Here is a 25,545-nt window from a genome sequence, read left to right as displayed (position 1 = left end):
AAACACTTTGGAGAGATTTTAAAGATGATAGCCACCCCCCTCGTCATCCAGGACGTTGTTCTGTTTGAGCCGAAAGTATTCGGGGACGATCGCGGATTTTTCTACGAAAGCTTCAACCAGAAAGTGTTCGAGAACGCCGTCGGAAGGCCTGTTCATTTTGTCCAGGACAACCACTCCAAATCCGCCAGGGGCGTGCTGCGCGGGCTGCATTATCAGATCAAGCAAACCCAGGGAAAACTGGTGCGCGTAACCCACGGGGAGGTCTTTGATGTCGCGGTGGACCTGCGCAAAAGTTCGGCGACCTTCGGCCAGTGGGTGGGGGTGCACCTGAGCGCAAGCAACCATAAGCAGCTGTGGATTCCGGAAGGTTTTGCGCACGGCTTTGTGGTGTTGTCGGAAAGCGCCGAGTTTCTCTACAAAACTACCGATTACTGGGCGCCTGAGCATGAACGCAGCCTGGCGTGGGATGACCCTGCCCTGGCAATCAACTGGCCGATCTCCGAGCCGCCGACACTCTCGGCCAAGGATGCAAAGGCCGCCAGCCTGGCTGACGCCGAGAAGTTCTCCTAGTGGATCCTCATAGCAAACCTGCAGCCGGTCCAATCAGTCTTGTAGTCAGTCTTTGGAAATACCGCTCATTGATCTCACAGATGACCAAGCGTGAAGTCATCGGGCGTTATCGTGGGTCGGTGATGGGGCTGACCTGGTCGTTCTTCAATCCGATTCTGATGCTCGCGGTTTATACCTTTGTGTTTTCAGAAATATTCAACGCGCGGTGGGCCGGTGTCGATACAGGCAAGGGCGGCTTCGCGATCCTGCTGTTTGTGGGGATGATCGTTCACGGCTTGTTCGCCGAGTGTGCCAACCGTGCACCGACGCTGGTGATGGCCAACAGTAACTACGTGAAGAAAGTGGTTTTTCCGCTTGAAATCCTGCCGGTGATCACGCTGGGTTCGGCGCTGTTCCATAGCTGCATCAGCCTGCTGGTATTGCTGGTTGCCCAGTTTCTGATTCTTGGGCAATTGCATTGGACGATGGTGCTGTTTCCTCTGGTGCTCGTGCCCTTGATCCTGGCCACGCTAGGTGTCTGTTGGTTACTCGCGTCGCTGGGGGTTTACCTGCGGGACGTGGGGCATGTGATCACGGTGCTGACCACTGTATTGCTGTTTCTTTCCCCCGTGCTTTATCCGGTCGCGGCGTTGCCGGAGGTTTACAAGCCGTGGCTGAAGCTCAACCCGCTGACCTACATCATCGAGGAAAGCCGACGCGTGCTGTTGTTTGGCGAGTTGCCGCATTGGGAGAGCCTGTTGGTCGCCGTCACCGTCGGGGCAATCATCGCGTCCATGGGTTACTGGTTCTTCCAAAAAACACGTAAAGGGTTCGCTGATGTCATCTGATCACGCGGTAATCAGCGTTCGTAACGTGTCCAAGTGTTTTTACACGTACGACAAACCAAGAGACCGTTTGAAGCAAGCCATCGTGCCGCGTTTCCAGCGCTGGGCGGGTGACAAAGTCACTACCTATGCCAAGGAGTTCTGGGCGCTGCGTGACATCAGCTTCGAGGTCAAAAAAGGTGAGACCGTCGGGATCGTCGGCCGCAACGGGTCGGGTAAATCGACGCTGCTGCAGATCATTTGTGGCACGTTGACACCCACCATCGGCGAAGTCGAGACGCGGGGCCGCGTGGCGGCACTGCTGGAGTTGGGGTCGGGTTTCAACCCGGAGTTTACCGGCCGCGAGAACGTGTATCTGAACGGGGCGGTCCTGGGGCTGACCCATGACGAAGTGGATAACCGTTTTGATGCGATAGCCAGCTTCGCCGACATTGGCGAGTTCCTTGATCATCCGGTCAAGACCTACTCCAGCGGTATGGCCGTGAGGCTGGCTTTTGCAGTCCAGGCACAGGTCGATCCCGAGATTCTCGTCGTCGATGAGGCGCTGTCGGTAGGAGATGCACGGTTTCAAGCCAAGTGCTTTGAGCGTCTTCGCCAGCTTAAAGAGAATGGCACCAGCATCCTGCTGGTGACCCACTCCAGTGAGCAAGTCGTTACCCATTGCTCGCGTGCGATTCTGCTGGAGCAAAGCCGGGTGGAAATGATTGGAGAGTCACGCCCGGTTATAAATCGTTACACCGACCTCCTGTTTGGCCGCAACGCCGATACCGACGTGGGCGATGAAGCACAGAGCATGGCGGCGCCTGTGGTTGAAGCGGCCGCGCCTGTTGTGCAAACCGTGCAGCTGTCGCTGGAGAGCGACATGTACGCATCACGCGCCGGCTATAACCCCCACGAGTACCGTTGGGGTGATGGTGCTGCAACGCTGATGGATTTTCACCTGAGTGCAAGTGGGCGCGAGTATCCCGCCAGCCTGGAGTCCGGTGAGGAAGTGGTATTGGGTTTATCGTTCAAGTTCAACCGTTCGGTCATCAACCCCATTCTCGGCTTCACCCTCAAAACCAAGGAGGGTGTGACGGTATACGGCACGAATTCGTATCTGCTTGACTGCATCGAGACTCGGACGATGGGCGAGTCCGGCACGGTTGCCACTGCCAGTGTGAAGTTCACCAATCAAATGGCCACTGGCGATTACTTTATTTCTTTAGGGATCGCGTCCAGAGAGGGCGAGGACATTATTCCCCATGACCGGCGTTACGACTCCATTCACTTTGTGGTCGAACCGACGCCCAAGTTACTAGGGTTGATTGACCTCGCTGCGACGATGAGCATCGATCCGGTAAGTTCGAATGTTTAAACTCGATCAATATGGCTATTCCAGGGATAGCGATACTGGCGTCTGGGTGCGCGCGGACTTCCAGGGCATTGCCTACAGCGATGGTGATCACGCGGAAAGCGAACTCGCTCACATCATCCGTCATGCCGGCGACGTTTCCGTGTTATCGGACGAGCTGCCGCAATACTGCACCGACTGGGCCAAGCTGTATCACCTGAGTGCCACGCGGGCGAATATTCTGCGTCCCTTCGAGCATCTGTTCAGCTCAAGGGTGCTGGAAATTGGCGCCGGCTGCGGCGCCATCAGCCGTTACCTCGGCGAATGTGGTGCCGACCTGCTGTGCCTTGAAGGAAGCCCCCGCCGCGCAGCGATCGCGGCGAGCCGCACGCGGGACCTGGATAACGTCACGGTGTTGGCCGAGCGTTTCGATGACTTCAACATTGAAGAGCAATTCGACGTCGTCACGCTGATCGGTGTGCTCGAATACGCCAGCATGTTCAGCCAGGCGCCGGATCCGGCCCTGGCCATGCTCATGCGCGTTCGCCAACTGTTGAAGCCCGGTGGCCATCTGTTTCTCGCCATCGAAAACCAGTTGGGGCTCAAGTACTTTGCCGGTGCGCCGGAAGACCACGTCGGCATCACCATGTACGGCATCGAAGGCCGGTATGAACACGGCCAGCCGAAGACGTACGGCATGAAAGAGCTCAAAGACCTCATAACGCGCGCTGGCTTCACGTCTTCCAGCTTTCTGGCGCCGAGCCCGGACTACAAGCTGCCCAACTCGATCATCACCGAGAACGGTTTTGAGTGTGAGGGTTTCGATGCGGCGGCGTTGGCGTGGCAAAACGTCAAGAAAGATCCGCAGCTTCCCGAGATGACCACATTCAATCTCGAGAAAGCCTGGTCGGTGGTTATCAATAACCGCCTGGGGATGGAACTGGCCAACTCCTTTTTGATCGTCGCCTCCTGCGCGCAAGACCTGGCGCTGGATGAGGACGTGCTGGCGTTCCATTACAGCACGGGCAGAAAGACGCGCTATTGCAAGGAGTCTTTGTTCGTCAATACGCCCACCGGTATTCAGGTTCAATACAGAAAGTTGGGCAATGTTGCGCAAGATGAGACGACGGCCAGCGCCGCCGACGGTTTTAAATACGTACTGCCACGCGTGGATGCATACGCCAAAGGCAGCGTACTGAGCCTGGAGTTCCTGGATGTGGCGGCACGCCGCGATTGGAGCGTGGAGGGCTTCACGCCGTTTTTGCAGAAGTACCTGGCCTGCCTCCAGACGTTGCTGGATGAGGAGGGCGCCGGCGTTGAATTGCTGTCGGCGAAGGCATTGCTGCCTGGTCGTTATATTGATGCCGTCCCGCAAAATATTGTGGTGGGCACTGATGACATGCCCAAGTTCATCGACGTTGAGTGGGAGATGAATGAAGGGGTCGAACTCGGCTACCTGATGATGCGCGCGCTGCTGTTGCTGATGGCGGCGGCGAGCCCTTTCTATCCGAGCAGTTCTTCGGTCAGCCGGCAGGCGTTTGTGACGCAACTGTTGGCCAGTGCAGGCATGGACATCAGTGCAGAAGACCTCACGCGCTACATCGCGACGGAGGCGGCCTTTCAGGAGCGCGTGACCGGTGCTGATGCCGAGCAGTTTCTCAACTGGTCGCCTGAGGTCATGATCCACAAGATCGGTGCAGTGCACCTGCCGACCCGGCACGCCAAGCTGTATATGAGTGATGCGGCCGGGCATTTTTCTGAAGAGTCGACCCTGCTTCAGGTGGTCAATGACGGGCACCAATTGATCAGGATGCGCCTTCCCGATGCTTTGCCTGATGGCGTTGTGCTGCGATTCGATCCCATCAATCGCCGTCAAAGTTTCTCGATTGATGCAATCAGGGTGTACTCTAGCGCCGAAATTATTGGGGAGTGGCAAGATGACATCAGTGAACCGCTGGTCATCGCCCACGCCATGCGCATTTCCCAGTCCGGTCGCCGCACGCTTTATCTCGCGCTGAGTGACGACCCAAGCGTCATGATTCCTTTTGAACACAACATGCTGAGTGGTGCAAACCCGCTTGAGCTGGAAGTAAGCCTTACTTTATTCACGGAAGAGCAACTGGCTCAAGAGATCAATGTGCTGAACCAATCCGGACTTATGCGTCCCAACTCCGAACTGCAAGACAAGCTGGATCAGATTTTAGCGTCAAACAACAAGCTGGATCAGTTGCTGGATTCAAACAGTAAGTTGGATCAACTGCTGGATTCCAACAGTAAGCTGGATCAGATCCTGGTTTCAAACAGCAAGCTCGATCAACTGCTGGATTCCAACAGAAAGCTGGACCAGATCCTGGTTTCAAACAGCAAGCTCGATCAACTGCTGGATTCGAACAGTAAGCTGGATCAGATTCTGGATTCGAACAGCAAACTGGATCAACTGCTGGATTCAAACAGCAAGTTGGATCAGATTTTGGATTCAAACAGCAAACTGGATCAACTGCTGGATTCAAACAGCAAGTTGGATCAGATTCTGGATTCAAACAGTAAACTTGACCAGCTTCTGGACTCAAGCAACAAGCTGGACCAGCTCCTTGATTCAACTATCAAGCTGGACCGGATTGTTGACGCGCATCGAGAAATCACTGATGTGCTGGAAGTGCTCAAGGCGTCAATTACCGCCACGCACCTCGAGATGACCGCGCAGGCGGTTCGCGAGAAAGACAAGGAAGTTCAGGCGGTGGTTGAACAACTGCGCCTGGCCATTGAAGAGCATCAATCGTCCCTGCGGCGTGTGGCCGAGCAGAAAAGCCTCGAACTGGATGAGAAAGACATTCAGCTCAGTGAGCTTATTGCTTCGAGGGCGCTGGAAAATGCTCAATCGGAATCCGAGCGCCTGCACATCATCGAGACGTTGAACGAGCAGATCGCGCTCAAGGATGAAGCGCTGCACAGTACGCTGGCCACCGGGCAAGTGTCGCTGAAGGATAAAGACGTTCACATCGCCAATATCGAAGAGCAACTGCGTGTCCAGCAGGTTCAGAAAGACACGCATATCCATAATTTGAACCTGCATATTATGGCCATGCAGGCCTCTTCGAGCTGGAAGGTCACTGCACCCATTCGCACGTTTGCAAGACGCGTTGGCCAGGTCAAAAAAGGCCTGCGTTTGCTGCCGGCAGTGATCCGTAGGGGCGGAGGCCTGAGCAATACCCTGCGCAAGGCCATCAAGGTTGCCCGCGAGCAAGGCAGGGCGGGTTTGAAAGCCCGGTTCGTATATGTCGCCACGTCGAGTAACCTGGCGTTTATCGGTCAGGAAACCCGGGAAGTTCCGGATCGCTTCGACTATTCCAGGTGGGTCGAGTATTACGACACACTGGATGACAACGGCCGCTGGAAGCTCAGCGAAGAAATTCGCAAGTGGAAAACCAAGCCGCTGATTTCGATCGTCATGCCCGTCTACAATCCGCCGCTCGACCTGTTGCGCGAAGCGATTGAGAGCGTCAAGGCCCAGCTCTACAAGAACTGGGAATTGTGTATCGCCGACGACGCCTCCACAGACGAAGATGTCATTGCCTACCTCAAAACGCTGCCCAGCCAGGACAAGCGTTTCAAAGTCGTATTCCGCAAGGAAAACGGCCACATCTCCAAAGCCAGCAATTCGGCGCTGGAGTTGGCCAACGGGCAGTACATTGCACTGATGGATAATGATGACCTCATTTCTGAAAATGCACTGTATTGGGTGGCCCGCGCCATCCATGACAACCCGGATGCCGGCCTGATCTATTCCGATGAGGACAAGATTGACGCCTCCGGCAAGCGCAGTTCGCCTTACTTCAAGTCGGACTGGAACGAGTTTTTGTTCCGCTCCCAGAACATGGTCTGCCATTTGGGTGTGTACCGCCTTGACCTGGTAAAAGCCGTGGGCGGTTTCCGCGCCGGTTTTGAAGGCTCACAGGATTATGACCTGGCGTTGCGCTGCGCCGAGCAGCTCGAACGCGCGCAAATCGTGCACATTCCGCGCGTGCTCTATCACTGGCGAATTCACTCAGGCAGCACGGCCATGGCCGGGCAGGAAAAGCCTTACGCAGCCCTCGCCGGCGTGAAAGCCCTGGATGAACATTTGCAGCGCAAAGGCAATATCGGCAGCACAGAGTTGCTGCCGATGGGCATGTACCGCGTGCACTACAGCCTTCCAGTGGCGGCGCCGCTGGTCTCGCTGATTATTCCGACGCGTAATGCTCATGGCCTGGTCAAACAATGCATCGACAGCATTGAGCGCCTGACGACCTACAAGCACTACGAAATTATCTTGATCGATAACGGCTCGGACGATCCCGTTTCCCTCGAGTATTTCGCCGTGCTTGATCAGCAAGACAACATTCGAGTCTTGCGTGATGACGGCCCGTTCAACTATTCGGCGCTGAACAATGGCGCGGTCAAAATTGCGCGCGGTGAGTTGATCGGCCTGATCAACAACGACATTGAAGTCATTACGCCCCAGTGGCTCGATGAGATGGTGTCCATCGCATTGCAGTCCGATGTCGGGGCCGTGGGGGCTCGTCTCTGGTATCCGGACGACCGCTTGCAGCACGGTGGTGTTGTGGTGGGTGTCGGCGGCGTTGCGGGCCATTCCCACAAGTACCTGCCCAAGGGCGACTACGGCTATTTCTGCCGCGCGGGCTTGATCCAGGAGTTCTCGGCGGTGACCGCCGCGTGCCTGATCATCAAGAAGTCCATTTTCGAGCAAGTGGGCGGCCTGGACGAAGAGAACCTCAAAATCGCCTTCAATGATGTCGACTTCTGCCTGAGGGTTCAGGAAGCGGGCTACATCAATGTGTGGACGCCTTTTGCAGAGCTCTATCACCACGAGTCGGCAACCCGCGGCCTTGAAGATACCCCCGAGAAAAAGGCGCGGTTCTCCCAAGAGGTTCTGCATATCCAGGCACGTTGGCCGAAGATCCAGGAAGACTATACGTACAACCCGAATCTGACCCTGGACCATGAAGATTTCGGTTTGGCGTGGCCACCCCGCGTAAAACTGTAATCGGCTCTTCGCACGCAACGCCTATTTTTACATCAAGGACAGAGGCCTGATAGTGAGTAATGACATTCGAACCTGTAATGCTACAGGCCTATCTGACTTTAGTTGGCAGTGGTTGCTGGCTGCGGTTTATTTTCTGGTAGTTGCCAGTTGGTCGTTGGGCATCGCATTTAATGGCGGCCCCGACGAGTCGACGCATTTTTTCCTGCTGGAATTTCTCAACAGTGCTCATACCCTGCCGCTGGCTTCCGAGCCGCATGAAGCATTTGTGGGGGCCATTTCCGGGCATACCTGGCAAAAGGGCGATTTCTGGTACCACGGGCTGCCTTTTCCGCACGTCCTGGGGGCTCTGGCGACCACCTATGCCAGCAGCTTCCTGGTGTCGCCGGACATGCTCTATCTCGGCGCTCGCAGCTTTAACTGGATTCTGGGCGGCGTGTTTATCTGTGCGCTGTTTCGCACGGCTCGCGCCATTGGGTTATCGGCTGTCGTATCGGCGCTGATTGCCGGAATCGTGGCGCTGATCCCGCAAGTTACATTTGTGTTTTCGTACTTCAATAGTGATGCCTACGGCCTGGCGAGCATTGCGCTATTAATCAGTACGCTCACTCATTTCATACAGTCGCCGATCCGGAAACGGGCGCTGTATTTCGGCTTGGCCGTTGGCCTGATGCTGATGGCCAAACTGTATTTTATTCCTGCATTGGTATTTGCCTTTGTGATGCTGTTGTCGGTACGTGTGTTCAAGAACAAGCAGGTACTGGCGCATATTTCAACGACGGTCGTGGCTGCACTGGTGCTGGCTTTGCCCATGCTGGCGCTGGTGTATTACCGGTACGGCGAAATATCGGGCCTGTCCGGCCAACTCGAGTTCGTGAATTTACACCGGTTCAACCCGGCAGCAGGTTTTGGTACCTGCTACTTCCTGTGTGAACACGAGTTCTTCAATACGGCGAACCTGTGGCCGTGGCTCGGGCTGACCTTCAAAAGTTATTTCTCCGTCACCGGCTGGATGAACCTGTTCATCCCCACGGCCTATTACCAATTGGCCGCGTTTGCCTTGCTCGGCGTTATTGGCGTGGCGCTTGACCAAATCAAACCCTTGAGCGCAGCGGAACCTCGGCGGGACATTCTGCTGGACTATGTTTTGCCCCTGGTCATGATCATTGGGCTGTTTCCCGCCATGACGTTATTCAGCCTGATTGCCTCTCAAAACTCACTTCCGCAACCGCAGGGTCGTTACTTGTTCGTGACCATTCCGTTTCTGGGGCTGCTGCTTTCCCTGACTGCCAAGCGACTGATTGAACGGGTGGCCAAATGAACGCGCATGAACTGACCAATACCCGTGCAGCGAAGAAAGTCGCGATTGCCCTTGGCCTGTTGCTGTTCTTCATGGTGCTGAGCAACCTGTTGAGCGGTTACGCGAACATGACGGCTGGCGCCAACCTGAAGGGCTCGGTGATTGGCGCTGCCATTCAAAACGCTTTTTATGAAAGCCTGGGCAAAGGCGCTTCCAGCAAGTTTTCGCTGGCTCAGGATGAAGTGGCCAACCGCCTGGTCATCCCGGAAAAAAACCAGGCCTACCTGACGTTGCCACGCGCTGCCGAGCTGGTGGCGATGGGCAATATCGACCAGGGCGCCAAAGCCGGTAATGGCTGGAAACTCGGCGGCTGGACCTATGTGCCGGAAAGCTACGGTACGCCGGAGTTTGTGATCGCCGTTGAAAACGAAAAGGTCATCGGCGTACTGGCCATCGACGTGGAGCGCCCCGATGTCGCGAAAGCGCTCAATGCGCCACGGGCACTGCGTACCGGTTACTCCGGGCAGATCACCCGTCAGCTCAACACCGGCGAGTGCAAGGTAACGCTTTACACCCTCACCTCATCTTTACAGCTTTTTGCAATGCCAAGCCTGTGTGACAAGGCCAACCATTCTGCTCAGTGACTCCAAGGACTTTTTTATGGAAAACATCGTTCTTTTCTCGGCCGTCAAGGCAAATGCTGGCCTTGATTTTGTCACGCCTCTGAAAGCGGTATTGGACAGCCACTGGTACGTTCTCGGGAACGAAGTGAAGCTGTTCGAAGAGGAATTTGCAGCCTATGTCGGCACCCGGCATTGCATCAGCGTTGCCAATGGCTCGGATGCGCTGGAACTTGCGCTGAAGGGGCTGGGGGTTGGCCGTGGTGACCCGGTTGTGGCCGTGGCCAACGCCGGTTTCTACGCCAGCACGGCGATTCATGCGGTGGGCGCAGAGCCCCTGTATGTGGACGTCGATGCCGCCAGCCTGACCCTGTGCCCGCAAGCGCTGGCGGCGGTGCTGCAAAACAAGCCGGCCGCCGTGATCGTTACGCACCTTTACGGGCAGTTGGCCAACATTGAGGAGATTGTGCGCATCGCCTCGGCCGCCGGTGTTCCGGTGCTGGAAGATTGCGCCCAAGCCCATGGTGCCCGACGCAACGGCAAGCAGGCCGGCAGCTTCGGCACCGTCGCGTGCTTCAGCTTTTACCCCACCAAGAACCTCGGTGCCCTGGGGGATGGCGGTGCCATCGTGACCGATAACGACGAGCTGGCGACACGCATCCGCCAACTGCGCCAGTACGGTTGGACCCAAAAGTACCAGGTGTCTGTTCCTGGCGGCCGTAACAGCCGCCTGGACGAGATGCAGGCCGCGATCCTTCGCGTAAAACTGCCGCATCTGGACACCTGGAACCAACAACGCCGTGATATCGTAAAGCGCTACAACGCGGCATTCGCAGCGTTGGCTATGCAGTTGCCATGCTCCACGGATGAAGATTATGTCGGCCACCTCTACGTCGTGCGCGTGAAGGCGCGTGCGCAGTTTGCCGCCGCCCTGAAAGAAAAGGCCGTCAACACCGATATTCATTACCCGATCGCTGACCACCAACAACCGGCCTATGCCGCCAGCCCTGCCGCCTTGGGTGAGACCGAGCGAGCGTGTGAAACCGTGATTTCGCTGCCGTGCTACCCAGGCCTGACCGCTGAAGAAGTAGAGCGCGTGATCGAGGCGGTCACGACTTACTTCGCAGGGGGGAAATAACCGTGCTCACGCTGGTCATTCCCGTTTATCGCAACGAGAGCAACCTGCCCGATCTGCTTCAGGCCGTTACGGGCTTGAATACGCAGCTTGAGAACGACCTTGAGGTGGTGTTCGTGGTGGATGGCAGCCCCGACCGCTGTTACGAAATACTGCGCGAAAAACTGCCGTCGCAGCCTTTCCGGTCCAGGCTCGTTTTGCTGTCGAAAAACTTCGGTTCGTTCATGGCCATTCGTACCGGCTTGCAAAACGGCACGGGCGACCGCTTTGCCGTGATGGCCGCCGACCTGCAAGAGCCGCCCGAGCTGGTGCTTGAAATGAATCGTGTGCTGCTCGGCCAGGACACCGACGTGGTCGTCGGCGTTCGCGAAGGGCGCCAGGATCCGTGGGCCAGCCGCATGGCGTCCCGGCTTTTCTGGGGGCTCTACCGGCGTTACGTCATTCCGGAAATTCCGCCGGGTGGCGTCGATATGTTCGCCTGCAACCGCGCGTTCAGGGACACGCTGCTGACCCTGGACGAGCGGCACAGCTCGTTGATTGCGCAGATTTTCTGGTTGGGTTATCGCCGCAAGGTGGTGACCTACACCCGCCAGGAAAGAGTCCACGGCACCTCGGCCTGGACCTTGCGCAAGAAGGTTAACTACCTGATGGACTCGGTGTTTTCCTTCACCGACCTGCCCATCAGGCTGCTGACGCGGGTCGGCGCTTTCGGGTCCGGCCTGGCGGCACTGTTTGGCCTGTTCACGCTGGCAGCCAAGCTGCACGGCATGATCAACGTGCCGGGTTACGCGATGATCATGCTGACCATCACGTTCCTCGGCTGCCTGAACCTGCTGGGGCTGGGGATTGTGGGCTCCTATGCATGGCGCACCTACGAAAATACAAAAAATCGCCCCCTGGCTATCCCGATGCGGGTTGAAGGTTTTGGAGAAAGCAATGAACAACATTAAGGACTTTTTTGTTCACAGTCATGCACTGTGCGAATCCGAAAAAATTGGCAAGGACACGCGTGTCTGGGCCTTCGCGCACATTCTGCCAGGCGCCACACTGGGCAGTGAGTGCAATGTCTGCGACAACGTGTTCATTGAAAATGACGTGATCATCGGCGACCGCGTGACGCTTAAATGCGGCGTGCAGGTGTGGGATGGCATCACCATCGAAGACGACGTGTTCATTGGCCCCAATGCCACATTCACGAATGATCTGTTCCCGCGCAGCAAGGTGTACCCGCAGGCCTTCGACCGCACGATCATCCGAAAGGGCGCTTCGCTGGGCGCCAACTGCACCATCCTGCCGGGCCTGACCATTGGCATCAACGCCATGATCGGCGCAGGTGCCGTGGTGACGCGTTCGATTCCGCCCAATGCGATTGTTGTGGGCAACCCGGCCAAAATCATCGGTTATGTCGATGCCAAGCCGCTCAGCGCCGCCCAGGACGGGGCTGAAACGATTTCCAGCACGCCGGGTGTGACGGCAACCTCGGTCACGGGTGTGACAGTGCATACCATGACAGAAGTCGCTGACATCCGCGGCAGCCTGTCTGCCGGTGAGTTCGAGCGTACTATCCCGTTCAAATCGGAACGTTATTTCCTGGTGTATGACGTGCCAACCGCAGAAACGCGCGGCGAGCATGCGCACAAGGTCTGTCACCAGTTCCTGGTGGCGGTGAAAGGTTCGGTGCATGTGGTGGCGGATGACGGCGTAAACCGCGAGGAGTTTGTGCTGGATAAACCGAGCAAGGGTATTTACCTGCCGCCCATGACGTGGGGCATCCAGTATCGCTATTCCTCGGATGCGGTGCTGATGGTGTTCGCGTCGCATTACTACGATTCGAACGATTACATCCGCAACTACGATGACTTCAAGTTGCAGATTGCTGGCGTTCAATGATGCAGATGATCAAGCGCGCAGTGGCTAAAATCCTCAGCCTGGATTTTGCCCGGTTCCTGGTGTCGGGCGGTTTCAATACCGCCGTCACCTACGGGCTGTACCTGCTGCTGTTGAATGGCCTGTCTTATAAGACGAGCTACACGATTGCGTATGTGGCCGGCATTGCGCTGGCGTACAGCCTCAATCGTTACTTTGTTTTCAAGAGCCATCAGGGCATCAAGTCGGTCGCGTTGTTTCCGCTGGTGTATCTGGCGCAATACCTCACCAGCCTGCTGATTCTTTGGGTGTGGGTGGAAAAGCTTGGACTGGACAGCCGCGTGGCTCCGCTGATCGCCATCGCGATCACCGTGCCATTGACGTTCGTCCTTTCCCGGTACGTGTTCTCGCCCAGCCCGAAACAGGGTTGATAAACGCAACCTCGTGACAAGCGAGCCTCCTCTGGCAAACAGGCTCCCTCTGGCAAGCAGGCTTCCTGTGGCGAGCGGGCTTGCTGTGGCGAGCGGGCTTGCCCCGCGTTGGGCTGCGCAGCAGCCCCAAAGAAAAGAATGCGGTCCAGGTTGGAGCCACAACTCAACGCGGCGCAACCCCGCTCACCACCGGTACTGCGCTCGCCGACCTGTCACCGCTTACCCCCAGGTACAAATAGGTCATCAGCACCGCAATCAACGCAACCACGCCGGACGTATAAGACTCCACAGACATCCAGGGGCCTTGCCGGCCGAAGTAGTACTGCCATTCGCTGCTTTGCAGCCCCAGCGAGTGGTCCACCGCCGCTTGCGAAGCATCCCTGAGCCCGTAGGCGGTGAAGAGCGAGAACACCGCCACCAGTGCCAGGAACACCTGCTGGCGCTGGTTAATCTCCATCAGTGCATACATCACAATGGCCACCGGGAAGATGCCGATCCACTGCCGGCTTTCGGAGCCAAAACTCAGGAGCGGAGAGAACAGCAGGAATATCACCAGCAGGCCGACCGGCACCTTACGGTCGCCATTGAACGACCACCGAACGCAATACATGGCAACAATCAGCACGCAAAAGCCAAAGTACAGAAAATGCGATACCCACGCTTTGAGCGGCGCGCCGGCGCTCTGCATCATCAGGTTATCGGTCAGGGGCGGGCCCTGGAAACCGGTGGAAAAATCAATCACGGTGCGCATGATCAAAAAGCTGATGGCGACCGTACCGAACCCCAGAAACAAGCCTTTAAGTTGAAGGCCCCGATACAGGTGCGGGCTGCACGCGACACTGGCGGCAATCCAGGCCAGGAGCGCAATAATGAGTGACTGCACCAGGATCGAGAACGGGATGAGCCCCACCAGCGCAGTCTGACCGCCACTGATAATGTGGGTGGCGATTTTCTGTGGGGTGATGTCTTTCATGAAGTGATGATAGGCCAACAAACCCACCACCAAAAACACGGCAAATAATGATTTCTGTAGGCGTTTTGGATGCAGGAAGCTGATTGTGGCCTTGTTGGCAGTGCCATAGGGAAAGGCAATTAACCCCAGTGGCACGACAAACAGGGCCGGAAACAACCAGACAAACCAGGCGCATATGGCATGCAGGGCGATGGTTTTCTGGTTGACCCAGCACCACAGGGCAATGCAGCAGAAAGGAATGGCCAGGTTATCGCTCAGCAGCGGGTAAAACACCGGGATGATCAGGCTTGCCCAACTGAAGGTAAACAGGCTGATGGACAAGAGTGCTTTAAGTGGCGTGACGCCCAGTGTTCGCAAACAACTGAACAAACAACCGGTGCCTATCGCCATACAGCCGATGTTGAATAACAACTGGATGAAGACCAGCGTTTCCTTGCCTTCGCCACGCCAGGCAAAGGGCATGAGTTGAAGGAAACCCGACATCCTGACCAGTCGATACGGGTCATCAGTGATCGGCGTGCCGCCGGCCAATAACTTCACATACGCGACGTAGTCATTGCCGTCCCAACCCGCACCTTCATGAAGCGGAATAATCCCTATCCATAAATACGTCAGCACCATGATTGCAGCGACGGCCATCGCTACATGCCTGCCGGTCAAGCCGGTCACGCCTCGATCAACGTTAACCAAAATCAATCCATCCTCATCCATAAAGTTTCAGTTACGGTGCGAGCGCCAATCCTGGCGTGTGCGCTGTATAACGGTGCCCGTGTTTGCGGGCGGCGAGTTTACAAATCAGCTGGCTATTTGTCGATCAATCCACGGCCTTTTCCCCGGCCGGGTCTACATCCGCGGCGGGTAAGGCTTTATAGATCTGAAAGGCCGGGTCAGGCGTTGGCTGCACGGGTTCAAAATGGGCGCGGATATAGTCGTCCATCAATCGATGGGAGTTGGAAAACCTTAACGCTTCGCGACCGTCCATTGCCAGGTTGAACACCAGGACAAAACCCGGGTTGGCTTTCTTGATGCGCTCTATTTCCGCACGCTGGAAGTCTTCGGAGCGGGGTGACAGTGCGTAAATTTCCCACAGCGGCGCGTCTCGTTCGAGCAAGGGGTAGGCGCCGGGCCAGAACGGCAGCACCAGCACCGCCCGGCCCTCGGGGGCGTAACGGGCGGCCAGGTCTCTCAACAGCTGCACCGCATCGGCGGTGCCGGCGTCCATGGAGAGGCTTGAGCCTGACACCTCCACCTGCCGCCAGCCAGCCTGGGTACGCGCGAGGATGCCAGGTTGCCACGCGGCAAGGATGAACAGGCTGACCGAGGCGGCCAGCGCCGTTAAGGCCAGTTTCCACCGCCACGACTTGAGTGTCGCAAGGAGAATGAGCACACCCAGCAGCATCGGGTAAATGCCTTGGGCGAGGTGGCCGACATCGGCCCGTGCAAAGGCAAAATGGGCATAGGGGAGCGTTGCACATGCCACCGCCACACATTCAGGGCGCACCGTTCTGCCCCGCAGGCGTTCCTTGAACACCCAACCGAGTGCGGCCGCGCCGAATGCCGGCAGTGCCATAAAGCACAGACCAATGAGGAACCAGCGGGTCTCGATCACGACGCCGGCGGTCCCGAAGCCAACGGTCCAGGGCCAGGGGATAGGCAGCGGCAGGTTTGTATTGCCTTGTTCCAGCATGAACACGATGGTGTCCATGAAGGCCGAGAAGTAACCCGCGACGAACATACACAGGGCGATCACCGGCAAGAAGCCGACGGCCACGCCCGCCCCCCAGCTCAGCAGGCCTTTGAATCGAAGAGCCGGGTCTGGCGCCCTGACGGCGAGCCATGCCATGGCCGTCAAGCTGGCCACGGCGCCATAAACCCCATGGTTGCGGCCAAATACCGCCGCAAGGCCGACGATCACGCCCAGCAGGAAATAGCGTTTTAGGTTGGGGGCGAGCAGCAGGTAGGCCAGGCCCGCGACGATGATCATTGAAATCGACATATCAAAGATCTTGTGCCGCGGGTACATCCAGGCCATGAGTACGAGACCTGACAGGCACAGAAAAGCCAGTTTTCTTACCGCGCCGGCACGTAGCGCAAGGGAGATGGTCCACAGCCCGGCATACACGCCCAGTACTTGAAACACCGCCACAGAGGCGCGCAGCGCCATGATTCCCGTGTCGCCTGCCAGTGAAAAGTACCCGGCAGCCCAGTAATACCGGCCTGGGTCATAGGCCATGAAGTCGCGGATCGGAACCTGGCCGGCAATGATTTGCCTGGCGCCGTACCACAAGAACCCCTCATCCCAGAGATTGAAACTGTCATGGCCTTGCCAGATAAAGTTGCCGATGACAAAAAAGGCCGACAGGGCCAACAGAACGAGGCGGTTGACGGCCTGTTCCTGTGCAGCGTGGTTCATGGTTCCATTCCGTGTCTTTCCCCGATGGCGTGCACTATGCCTTTTCAGCGGGGCTCACGGTAGGTGAATCAGCAACGCAGCCACGGCGCTCACGGGGTCGGGCGGCCCGCGCGCAACACCAGCCACAACGCCCCGGCGATCAACACGCCGCCATACACATGGGCCATCGACAACGGCTCATCCAGCAACAACGCGCCCCACAGCACGCCAAACGGCGGAATCATGAAGGTCACGGTCATCGATTTGACCGGGCCGATGGACGACAGCAGGCGGAAATACAGGATGTAGGCAAACGCCGTGCACACCAGCCCCAACCCCAGCAGTGATGACCACACGTGCCAGCCACCCCAGCTCGCCGGCGGATGGGCGATGGCGTTATAAGCGAAGATCGGCAGCAGGAACAACGTGGCGCCGAGCATGCTGCCCAGTGCGGCGAGGCGGCTGTCGAGGCCGCCGCGCTGGTCCAGCCAGCGCCGTGCGAGGAAACCGGCAAAGCCATAGCAGGTGGTGGCCAGCAGGCAGGCGAGGGCGCCCATTAACAACTCCAGATCGAACGCCACCGGCCCGGCGCGGGTCAGCACGCCCACACCGAACAGGCCCAGGCACACCCCGGCGATTTTTGACGGCGTGAGGCGCTCGCTGAAAAACAGTCCACCGATCAACACCCCCATCAAGGGTGTGGTGGCGTTGAAAATGGCCGAGTAACCCGCCGGCAGCACTTGGGCTGCCACCGAATACATCGTGGCGGGAATGCCAGAGTTGATCACGCCCAGCAGCAGGACAGTCTTGAACTTGCCCTGAAAGTCCCAGTTCACGCGCATCGCGCAAAGGATCACCAGCAAGCCGGCGGCGGCAATCGACACGCGGAAAAAAGCGGTCGGCACTGTGCCGATTTCCGGCGCGATGATGCGCATGAACAGGAAGCTCGCGCCCCAGATGGCGGCGAGCCCCAGCAGGTACAAGGTGTCGACAGGTCTCACGGCACGCGCCTCTCTTGATAAGGCGGCGATTCTTGCCCAGTGGCCTGTCTGACACAATTGCTAATTACAAAACAAACCGCGTCACCAGGCCATTGAGGTCCACCGCCAGGCGAGACAGCTCCTGGCTCGCTGCCGACGTTTGGGTTGCACCGGCGGCCGTTTGCGTGGACAGGTCGCGAATGTTGACCAGGCTGCGGTCTACCTCACGGGCCACCAGGGCCTGTTGCTCGGCGGCGCTGGCGATCACCAGGTTGCGCTGGCTGATCTGCGAGATGGCGGCGGTGATTTTCTCCAACGCGCTGCCGGCGCTGTTGGCGCGCTGAAGCGTCTGGCCGGCATGTTCAGCGCTGCTGTTCAGGGCGCCGACGGTGTCCTGGGTGCCTTGCTGGATGCCGTTGATCATCTGTTCGATTTCTTCGGTGGAGTCCTGCGTGCGTTGCGCCAGGGAGCGCACCTCGTCGGCGACCACCGCAAAACCGCGACCGGCCTCGCCCGCGCGGGCGGCTTCGATGGCGGCGTTGAGCGCCAGCAAGTTGGTTTGCCCGGCGATGCCGCGAATCACTTCCAGCACCTTGCTGATGTCTTGCGCCTGCACGGCCAGGCCTTCGGCTTTGTTGGAGGCGCCGAGCACTTCGTCCACCAGGTTCTGGATCGAACTGATGGTTTCGCTGATCTGGTAGTGGCCGTGCTTGCTGTCTTCATCGGAAGCCTTGGACGCCTCGGCGCTGGACACCGCATTGCCCGCCACTTCATCCACCGCCGCGCTCATCTCGTTGACGGCGGTTGCGGCTTGTTCGATCTCGTCGTTCTGCGCCTGCAGGCCACGGGTGCTTTGTTCCATCACCGAGCTCATCTCTTCGGCGGCGGAGGCGAGCTGCTGCGCCGATTCGCTGATGCCCCGGATGGTGGTTTGCAACTGCTCCTGCATGCTGGCCAGCGCGGTCAGCAGCTGTGCCGGCTCGTCCTGGCCTGTCACTACGATGGGTCGGCTCAGGTCGCCGCCGGCGATGGTGCGCGCCACGGCCAATGCCTGGGCGATGGGCGTGGTGATGCTGCGGGTCAGCAGCCAGGCAAGCAGCAAGGTGGCGATCAGCGCGCAAACAATGATCAGGCCGACGATCCACTGGGCGCTGGAATACATTTGCGCCGCCGAGTCAGCCGCGTCCTGCACCCCTTTCTGGTTGAAGGTGATCATGTCCTCCAGGCTTTTGTTGAGCACGGAGCCCTGAGGGGCAAGGCGGCTGGTGAGCAGGTCGATGGCGTCTTGCTGCTGATCTTTGTCCACCAGCGCAACCAGTTGGCCGACGATGGTGACGTACGTATTCACGTCGGCTTTGAGCTGATTGAACATCGCGCGTTCTTCGTCGCCGCTCAACAGCTCTTCATGATGCGCCAGCAAGGTTTGCAACTCACTGCGCTGGCCGCTGATCAGGCTTTTGCTGGTGTCGCGTACGCGCGACTCGTCAGTGGTCGCCAAACGTAGAGATTCCAGGCGGAGCCCGGCAATACAGGCCGCTGCGTCGTGGATATTCTCGATGCTCGGCATCCACGATTCTTCGATCACCAGCGCACTTTCCCGCAGCTTGGCCATCTGCCCCAGGCCAAACATTCCGACAATTACCAACATGCTGGCCAAAACCCCAAAACTCAGACTGGCGCGCAGACCGATCCTCATATTCCTCAATGACATCTCAATGCTCCTTAGGCGGTTAGAACCTGTTCCCGGATCGGTCTTCTGACCTTGTTAGGGTGGGAGAGGGCGCGCTATATAGCAAAGTGCCATTAATCTGGTAATCAGGGTTTCCCTTACGCGGTATCAAAACTGTTACAGAGGCTGTGAAAGCCTGGCCTTCGCGGCTTCTCACGGAATGGGCGCCAGCCCACGGGGTTTCGGGCTTGCGCCTGCCGTGCGGGCGACTTTCTGGTACGATTTCTGACCGCGCAGTCGAATTGTGAAATGTGAAAATAAATGTACGAATCGCCAAACTTTGTACAAGGTGACCCGAAAATTCGTGCTTCTCCTGCCTTCATTCACTGACTAAGCTCAGGGCTTCCAGATGCCCGTTCGAGGTTTCCGCATGTCGCAATCCGCCCTCGCCATCGCCCGGATGATCCTCGATGGCTTCGATGATTACCGCGAGCACTTCCGCCAGATCACCATGGGCGCCCGCGAGCGTTTCGAAAAGGCGCAGTGGCAACAGGGGCAGATCGCCTCGGCGGCGCGCATTAACCTGTATGAAGAGAAGGTCGGTGAAGTCACGGCGCGTCTGCGTGCCCACTTTGATGAGGCGACGTTGCTGGACGTCGATGCGTGGCCCTTGGTCAAAAGCGCCTACATCGGCCTGATCGACCCGCGCTTTGACGATGAACTGTCCGAGACCTGGTACAACTCGATCTTCTGCGGCCTGTTCAGCCATGACCTGATCAGTGACGGCTGCATGTTCATCCACACCACCCGGCCGAGCTTGCGTCGCGCGCGTGCGGCACAGACGCGCCTGTATGCACCGGCGGGCAAGATTGCCGATATGCTTGCGCAGATCTTCGCCGACTACCGTTTCAGCGAGCCCTACGCCGATTTGCCCGGCGACCTGCGCCGCCTCGAAGCGCAGTTGCGCGAGAACCTGCCGGACTGGGTGTGCAAGGACCCGGACCTTAACGTCGAGGTTTTTTCCTCGGTGCTCTACCGCAATAAAGGCGCCTACCTGGTCGGGCGCATCTACACCCGCGACGAGCAATGGCCGCTGGCGATTCCGTTGCTGCACCAGGAAGGGCATGGCATCCAGATCGACGCACTGATCACCGACGAAGCGGACGTGTCGATCATCTTCTCGTTTACCCGCTCCTACTTTATGGTCGACGTGCCGGTGCCCGCAGAATTCATCGGCTTTTTAAAACGCATCCTGCCCGGCAAGCACATTGCCGAGCTGTACACCTCCATTGGCTTTTACAAGCACGGCAAGTCGGAGTTCTACCGGGCGCTGATAGACCACCTTGCGACCACTGATGATCAATTCATCATGGCCCCCGGCGTGCGCGGCATGGTCATGAGCGTGTTCACGCTGCCGGGCTTCAACACCGTGTTCAAGATCATCAAGGACCGCTTTTCACCCTCGAAAAACGTCAACCGCGCCACGGTGATCGAGAAGTACCGGCTGGTGAAAAGCGTCGACCGGGTCGGGCGCATGGCCGACACCCAGGAGTTCGCCGACTTTCGCTTTCCCCTGAGCAAGTTCGAGCCTGACTGCCTGGCCGAACTGCTGGAAGTCGCCGCCGGCACTGTCGAAGTCGAAGGCGACACGGTGCTGATTCGCCACTGCTGGACCGAGCGGCGCATGACTCCGCTCAACCTCTACCTCGAAAACGCCAACGACGCTCAGGTGCGCGAAGCGCTGGAAGACTACGGCCTGGCGATCAAGCAACTGGCGGCGGCAAATATCTTTCCCGGCGACATGTTGCTGAAGAACTTCGGCGTCACCCGCCACGGGCGCGTGGTGTTTTACGACTACGACGAAATCTGTTTTCTCACCGAAGCCAACTTCCGCCACATCCCCGCCCCGCGTACCCCCGAGGATGAAATGGCTTCCGAGCCCTGGTACTCCATCGGCCCGCATGATGTGTTTCCGGAGGAATTCCCACCGTTCCTGTTTGCCGACGCAGGCCAGCGCATGCTGTTCGATGAACTGCACGGCGAGTTGTACAACGCCGACTACTGGAAAGGCCTGCAGGACGCGATTCGCGCGGGCAAGATCATCGACGTGTTCCCGTACCGGCGCAAAGAGCCGCTATAGAACACTGATCCCCTGTGGGAGCTGGCTTGCCTGCGATGCAGGCATCTCGGTCTGTCAGTAAGACTGCGGTGATGCAATCGCAGGCAAGCCAGCTCCCACACAAGCCAGCTCCCACATTTACATAGCCGTCTGCCAGATAAGGCGCTTTTCTGCCACACTTGCCGGCCGTGCCTATATAGATAACCGTCAAGTACCTGATGACTGACCAAGCGCCCACTATCGACCAACTGCTCAAAACCCTCGATCACGCCATGCTCGCCGACCGCCACCGCTTGCGGCGCCAGTTGCTTGAGCTGCGCAAGAAACCCGACGAGGAGAAGCTGGCGCAGTGGGTCGCGCGCATGCAGGCGTCCTGCGCCCAGGTCACGGCGCGGCGCGCCAGCCTGCCGGTGATTCGCTACGACGACAGCCTGCCGATTGCGGCCAAGCGCGACGAGATCAAAGCCGCGCTGAACAAACATCAGGTGTTGATCATCGCCGGTGAGACCGGTTCGGGTAAAACCACCCAGTTGCCGAAGATCTGCCTGGAAATCGGCCGTGGCCAGTTCGGCCTGATCGGTCACACCCAGCCACGCCGAATTGCTGCGCGCAGCGTGGCCAGCCGGGTTGCCGAAGAACTGGCCACGCCGTTGGGCGCGCTGGTCGGCTATCAGGTGCGCTTCGAAGACCAGAGCGACTCGAACACCCTGATCAAGCTGATGACCGACGGCATCCTGCTCGCGGAAACCCAGAACGACCGCTACCTCGAACGCTACGACACGATCATCGTCGACGAAGCCCACGAGCGCAGCCTGAACATCGACTTCCTGCTGGGCTATCTGAAAACCCTGCTGCCGCGCCGCCCCGATCTGAAAGTCATCATCACCTCGGCGACCATCGACCTGGAGCGCTTTTCCAAGCACTTCGACGATGCGCCGATTGTCGAAGTGTCGGGCCGCACCTTCCCGGTGGACACCTGGTACCGCCCGCTGACGCTGGAGCAGGACGAGGAGGGCAACCGCGTCGAGGACGACTTGACCGTCGACCAGGCGATCCTCGCCACCCTCGACGAAATTGCCGCTTACGAGCGCAGTGAAAAGCGCAGCCCCGGCGACGTGCTGGTGTTCTTGCCGGGTGAACGCGAGATTCGCGACGCCGCCGACATGCTGCGCAAGGCCCAACTCAAGCACACCGAAATTCTGCCGCTGTACGCGCGCCTGTCGCCGGCCGAACAGCAGCGGATTTTCCAGTCCCACCCGGGCCGCCGCGTGGTGCTGGCGACCAACGTCGCCGAAACCTCGCTGACCGTGCCGGGCATTCGTTACGTGATCGACAGCGGCACCGCGCGCATCAGCCGTTACAGCTACCGCGCCAAGGTGCAGCGCCTGCCGATCGAGGCGATCTCCCAGGCCAGCGCGAACCAGCGTAAAGGCCGATGCGGTCGGGTTGAGCCGGGTATTTGCATTCGGTTGTACAGCGAAGAGGATTTTATCGGGCGCCCGGAATTTACCGACCCGGAAATCCTGCGCACCAACCTCGCTGCCGTGATCCTGCAGATGCTGCACCTGCGCCTCGGCGAAATCACTGATTTCCCGTTTATCGAACCGCCGGATGGCAAGGCCATCAGCGACGGTTTCAACCTGCTGCAGGAGCTCTCGGCGGTCGACCGTAACAGCCAGCTCACGCCGCTGGGTCGCCAGCTGGCGCGCCTGCCGGTGGACCCGCGCATGGGCCGCATGCTGCTCGAAGCCGCGAAGCTCGGTAGCCTGCAGGAAGTGCTGATCGTGGCCAGCGCCATGTCGATTCAGGACCCGCGCGAGCGCCCGCCGGAGCGGCAGCAAGCCGCCGACCAGGCGCACGCGCAATGGAAAGATGCGGATTCGGACTTCGCCGGTCTGGTGAATTTGTGGCGCGGTTTTGAAGAGCAGCGCCAGGCGCTGACCGCCAGCCCGTTGCGTAACTGGTGCCGCAAGAACTTCCTGAATTACCTGCGGCTGCGTGAGTGGCGCGACTCCCACCGCCAGCTCAGCCTGATCTGCCGTGACATGCAGCTGACGATCAACAAAGAGCCGGCGGATTTCCCCAAACTGCACAAGGCAGTGTTGTCCGGCCTGCTCAGCCAGATTGGCCAGAAAACCGAAGACGGTGATTATCTTGGCGCGCGTCAGCGACGTTTCTGGATTCACCCGTCGTCGGGCATTGGCAAAAAGCGCCCGCAATGGCTGATGACCGCCGAGCTGGTGGAAACCACCAAGCTGTATGCGCGCATGGTCGCGAAGATCGATGCCGACTGGATCGAACCGCTGGCCGGGCACCTGATCAAGAAAAACCACTTCGAACCGCATTGGGAGAAGAAGCGCGGCCAGGTGGTGGCGTTTGAGCAGATCACCCTGTTCGGGCTGATCGTGGTCGGCCGCCGCCCGGTGCACTACGGGCCGATTGACCCGGTGGTGTCGCGCGAGCTGTTTATCCGTGAAGGGCTGGTGCGTGGCGAGATTCAGTCGCGGGCCAAGTGCCTGACGGCCAATCAGCAATTGCTCGAGCAGCTCGATGAGCTGGAAGCCAAGGCGCGCCGCCGCGATATCCTGGCTGACGAAGAAACCTTGTACGCCTTTTACGACGCGCGTTTGCCGGCGGAGATCCACCAGACCGCCACGTTCGACAGTTGGTACAAGGTCAACAGCCAGAAAGACCCGCAATTGCTGATCATGCGCGAAGAAGACGTGCTGGCCCGTGAGGCCAGTGAAGTCACGGCGCTGCATTATCCGGACACACTGCACCTGGGCGACCTGGAACTCGCGTTGAGTTACCACTTCGAACCCAACCACCCGCGCGACGGCGTGACCTTGCGCGTACCGGCGCCGCTGTTGCCGGCCTTGCCGCCAGAGCGCCTGGAATGGCTGGTGCCGGGGGTGATCGAGGCCAAGTGCATTGCCCTGGTGCGCAACTTGCCCAAAGCACTGCGCAAAAACTTCGTGCCGGTGCCGGACTTCGTCAAGGCCGCGCTGCAACGCATCGACTTCGGCCAGGGCTCGCTGCCCCAGGCGCTGGGCCGCGAATTGCTGCGCATGACGGGCGCGCGGGTCAGCGATGAAGCCTGGGCCGAAGCGGCGCAGCAGGTGGAAAACCACCTGAAGATGAACCTGGAAGTGGTCGACGGCCAAGGCAAGTTCCTCGGCGAAGGCCGCGACCTCGCCGAGTTGACCGCACGCTTTGCCGAGGCCAGCCAAGCCGCCTTGGCCGTGCCGCAAACCGCGAAAAGCCAGCAGCCGGTGGAAGCTAAAGTGTTCGCAGCGGTGGCCGAGAAGACCCAGCAAAAGATCGCTGGGCTATCGATGACGGTCTACCCGGCGCTGGTCGAAGAAAACGGCACGGTCAAGGAAGGGCGCTTCTCGACTGCCGCCGAAGCCGAATTCCAGCATCGCCGTGCGTTGCAGCGTTTGTTGATGCAGCAACTGGCGGAACCGGCGAAATTCCTGCGCGGCAAGCTGCCAGGCCTGACCGAGCTGGGCCTGATGTACCGCGAACTGGGGCGCATCGACGCCCTGGTCGAGGACATTCTGCTGGCCAGCGTCGACACCTGCGTGCTGGAAGGCGAAGCCAGCCTGCCGCGCGATGGCGCCGGGCTGGCGGCGTTGGCCGAGCGCAAGCGGGGCAGTTGGACTGAACATGCTGAACGCCTGGCGCGCCAGACGCTGGAAGTATTGAAGTTGTGGCATGGCCTGCAAAAGCGCTTCAAAGGCAAGATCGACCTCGCCCAGGCCGTGGCTTTGAATGATATCAAGCAGCAACTGAGCAACCTGGTGTATCCCGGTTTTGTGCGGGAAACCCCGTCGCAGTGGTTCAAGGAGCTGCCGCGCTTCCTCAAGGCCATCGAGTTGCGCCTGGAGAAATTGCCGAGCCAGGTGCAGAAGGATCGTGTGTGGAGCGGTGAGTTGGCGGGCTTGTGGATTCAGTACGAAAACCGCCTGAAAAAGCACGCCCAGGAAGGCAAGCGCGACCCGCAGCTGGAGCTCTACCGCTGGTGGCTGGAGGAATATCGGGTGTCGTTGTTTGCACAGCAGCTGGGCACGAAGGTGCCGATTTCCGATAAGCGCTTGAGCAAGCAATGGAGCCTTGTAGAGGCCTGATGTCTGTCTCGATTTACCGAACAAAGCCGAACCCATGTGGGAGCTGGCTTGCCTGCGATAGCATCACCGCGGTCCTGCTGACATACCGAGGTGTCTGCATCGCAGGCAAGCCAGCTCCCACACAAGACGGCTCCCACAGGTGAGTAGGGCTTGATCCGGCAA

Annotated in this window: 16 protein-coding genes; 12 read left to right on the top strand and 4 right to left on the bottom strand. The window is 58.8% G+C overall.

Going from position 1 to position 25,545, the window contains the following annotated elements; all coding sequences use genetic code 11:
* Positions 1-24: 24 nt before the first annotated feature.
* The 10 genes from rfbC to BFW87_RS02935 are packed head-to-tail and all read left to right on the top strand — an operon-like array spanning position 25 to position 13,120.
* Complete coding sequence (rfbC, locus tag BFW87_RS02980) at positions 25-570, top strand: dTDP-4-dehydrorhamnose 3,5-epimerase (RefSeq protein WP_078738492.1); 546 nt, start codon at positions 25-27, stop codon at positions 568-570.
* Positions 570-1,397 (top strand): ABC transporter permease, encoded by an 828-nt coding sequence (locus BFW87_RS02975; protein WP_078738491.1) that lies wholly within the window; start codon positions 570-572, stop codon positions 1,395-1,397. The genes rfbC and BFW87_RS02975 overlap by 1 nt, the downstream gene beginning before the upstream one ends.
* Entirely contained in the window at positions 1,387-2,751 is a 1,365-nt protein-coding gene (locus BFW87_RS02970; RefSeq protein ID WP_078738490.1) for an ABC transporter ATP-binding protein, read from the top strand. Before BFW87_RS02975 ends, BFW87_RS02970 begins: the two co-directional genes overlap by 11 nt.
* Positions 2,744-7,771, top strand: a complete 5,028-nt coding sequence (locus BFW87_RS02965) for a glycosyltransferase (RefSeq protein WP_078738489.1) — start codon at positions 2,744-2,746, stop codon at positions 7,769-7,771. Before BFW87_RS02970 ends, BFW87_RS02965 begins: the two co-directional genes overlap by 8 nt.
* Positions 7,772-7,823: 52 nt before the next feature.
* Positions 7,824-9,089 carry a DUF2142 domain-containing protein gene (locus BFW87_RS02960; RefSeq protein WP_139372387.1) on the top strand — a complete coding sequence of 422 codons (1,266 nt, stop codon included), beginning with the start codon at positions 7,824-7,826 and terminating at the stop codon, positions 9,087-9,089.
* Positions 9,086-9,712, top strand: a complete 627-nt coding sequence (locus BFW87_RS02955; protein WP_078738487.1) for a hypothetical protein — start codon at positions 9,086-9,088, stop codon at positions 9,710-9,712. Before BFW87_RS02960 ends, BFW87_RS02955 begins: the two co-directional genes overlap by 4 nt.
* A gap of 16 nt (positions 9,713-9,728) precedes the next feature.
* Positions 9,729-10,826 carry a DegT/DnrJ/EryC1/StrS family aminotransferase gene (locus BFW87_RS02950; protein ID WP_078738486.1) on the top strand — a complete coding sequence of 366 codons (1,098 nt, stop codon included), beginning with the start codon at positions 9,729-9,731 and terminating at the stop codon, positions 10,824-10,826.
* Positions 10,823-11,773, top strand: a complete 951-nt coding sequence (locus BFW87_RS02945; protein ID WP_078738485.1) for a glycosyltransferase family 2 protein — start codon at positions 10,823-10,825, stop codon at positions 11,771-11,773. Before BFW87_RS02950 ends, BFW87_RS02945 begins: the two co-directional genes overlap by 4 nt.
* On the top strand, positions 11,760-12,713 hold the full coding sequence (locus BFW87_RS02940) for a WxcM-like domain-containing protein (protein ID WP_078738484.1): 954 nt from the start codon (positions 11,760-11,762) through the stop codon (positions 12,711-12,713). The genes BFW87_RS02945 and BFW87_RS02940 overlap by 14 nt, the downstream gene beginning before the upstream one ends.
* Before the next feature lie 5 nt (positions 12,714-12,718).
* Entirely contained in the window at positions 12,719-13,120 is a 402-nt protein-coding gene (locus BFW87_RS02935) for a GtrA family protein (protein WP_078738634.1), read from the top strand.
* 163 nt (positions 13,121-13,283) lie between these two features.
* Here BFW87_RS02935 and BFW87_RS02930 read toward each other — a convergent pair whose 3' ends face one another.
* The 4 genes from BFW87_RS02930 to BFW87_RS02915 form a co-directional block, all read right to left on the bottom strand.
* A complete protein-coding gene (locus tag BFW87_RS02930; RefSeq protein ID WP_078738483.1) occupies positions 13,284-14,732 on the bottom strand; it encodes a hypothetical protein in 1,449 nt (482 codons plus the stop codon).
* A gap of 175 nt (positions 14,733-14,907) precedes the next feature.
* Positions 14,908-16,506: a hypothetical protein gene (locus BFW87_RS02925; RefSeq protein WP_078738482.1), complete on the bottom strand. Its 1,599-nt coding sequence runs from the start codon at positions 16,504-16,506 to the stop codon at positions 14,908-14,910.
* A gap of 89 nt (positions 16,507-16,595) precedes the next feature.
* Positions 16,596-17,486 carry a DMT family transporter gene (locus BFW87_RS02920; protein WP_078738481.1) on the bottom strand — a complete coding sequence of 297 codons (891 nt, stop codon included), beginning with the start codon at positions 17,484-17,486 and terminating at the stop codon, positions 16,596-16,598.
* 64 nt (positions 17,487-17,550) lie between these two features.
* Positions 17,551-19,113 (bottom strand): methyl-accepting chemotaxis protein, encoded by a 1,563-nt coding sequence (locus BFW87_RS02915; RefSeq protein WP_439848373.1) that lies wholly within the window; start codon positions 19,111-19,113, stop codon positions 17,551-17,553.
* Positions 19,114-19,564: 451 nt separating this feature from the next.
* Here BFW87_RS02915 and aceK point away from each other — a divergent pair, with 451 nt between their 5' ends.
* Positions 19,565-21,274 (top strand): bifunctional isocitrate dehydrogenase kinase/phosphatase, encoded by a 1,710-nt coding sequence (gene aceK, locus BFW87_RS02910; protein WP_078738479.1) that lies wholly within the window; start codon positions 19,565-19,567, stop codon positions 21,272-21,274.
* Between the two features lie 197 nt (positions 21,275-21,471).
* Positions 21,472-25,383 carry an ATP-dependent RNA helicase HrpA gene (gene hrpA / locus BFW87_RS02905; protein ID WP_078738478.1) on the top strand — a complete coding sequence of 1,304 codons (3,912 nt, stop codon included), beginning with the start codon at positions 21,472-21,474 and terminating at the stop codon, positions 25,381-25,383.
* Positions 25,384-25,545 lie beyond the last annotated feature (162 nt).

Origin of the sequence: Pseudomonas fluorescens (assembly GCF_002022275.1) — a bacterium.
GTDB lineage: Bacteria > Pseudomonadota > Gammaproteobacteria > Pseudomonadales > Pseudomonadaceae > Aquipseudomonas > Aquipseudomonas fluorescens_AJ.
This window is presented reverse-complemented; position numbering and strand designations above follow the sequence as displayed.

Bases quoted from the DNA above. Each gene is read 5' to 3' on its own strand.
- rfbC (WP_078738492.1), top strand. From the start codon at position 25: ATGATAGCCACCCCCCTCGTCATCCAGGACGTTGTTCTGTTTGAGCCG.
- BFW87_RS02970 (WP_078738490.1), top strand. From the start codon at position 1,387: ATGTCATCTGATCACGCGGTAATCAGCGTTCGTAACGTGTCCAAGTGT.
- BFW87_RS02965 (WP_078738489.1), top strand. From the start codon at position 2,744: ATGTTTAAACTCGATCAATATGGCTATTCCAGGGATAGCGATACTGGC.
- BFW87_RS02955 (WP_078738487.1), top strand. From the start codon at position 9,086: ATGAACGCGCATGAACTGACCAATACCCGTGCAGCGAAGAAAGTCGCG.
- BFW87_RS02950 (WP_078738486.1), top strand. From the start codon at position 9,729: ATGGAAAACATCGTTCTTTTCTCGGCCGTCAAGGCAAATGCTGGCCTT.
- BFW87_RS02940 (WP_078738484.1), top strand. From the start codon at position 11,760: ATGAACAACATTAAGGACTTTTTTGTTCACAGTCATGCACTGTGCGAA.
- BFW87_RS02935 (WP_078738634.1), top strand. From the start codon at position 12,719: ATGATCAAGCGCGCAGTGGCTAAAATCCTCAGCCTGGATTTTGCCCGG.
- BFW87_RS02930 (WP_078738483.1), bottom strand. From the start codon at position 14,732: ATGGCCGTCGCTGCAATCATGGTGCTGACGTATTTATGGATAGGGATT.
- BFW87_RS02925 (WP_078738482.1), bottom strand. From the start codon at position 16,506: ATGAACCACGCTGCACAGGAACAGGCCGTCAACCGCCTCGTTCTGTTG.
- BFW87_RS02915 (WP_439848373.1), bottom strand. From the start codon at position 19,113: ATGTTGGTAATTGTCGGAATGTTTGGCCTGGGGCAGATGGCCAAGCTG.
- aceK (WP_078738479.1), top strand. From the start codon at position 19,565: ATGTCGCAATCCGCCCTCGCCATCGCCCGGATGATCCTCGATGGCTTC.
- hrpA (WP_078738478.1), top strand. From the start codon at position 21,472: ATGACTGACCAAGCGCCCACTATCGACCAACTGCTCAAAACCCTCGAT.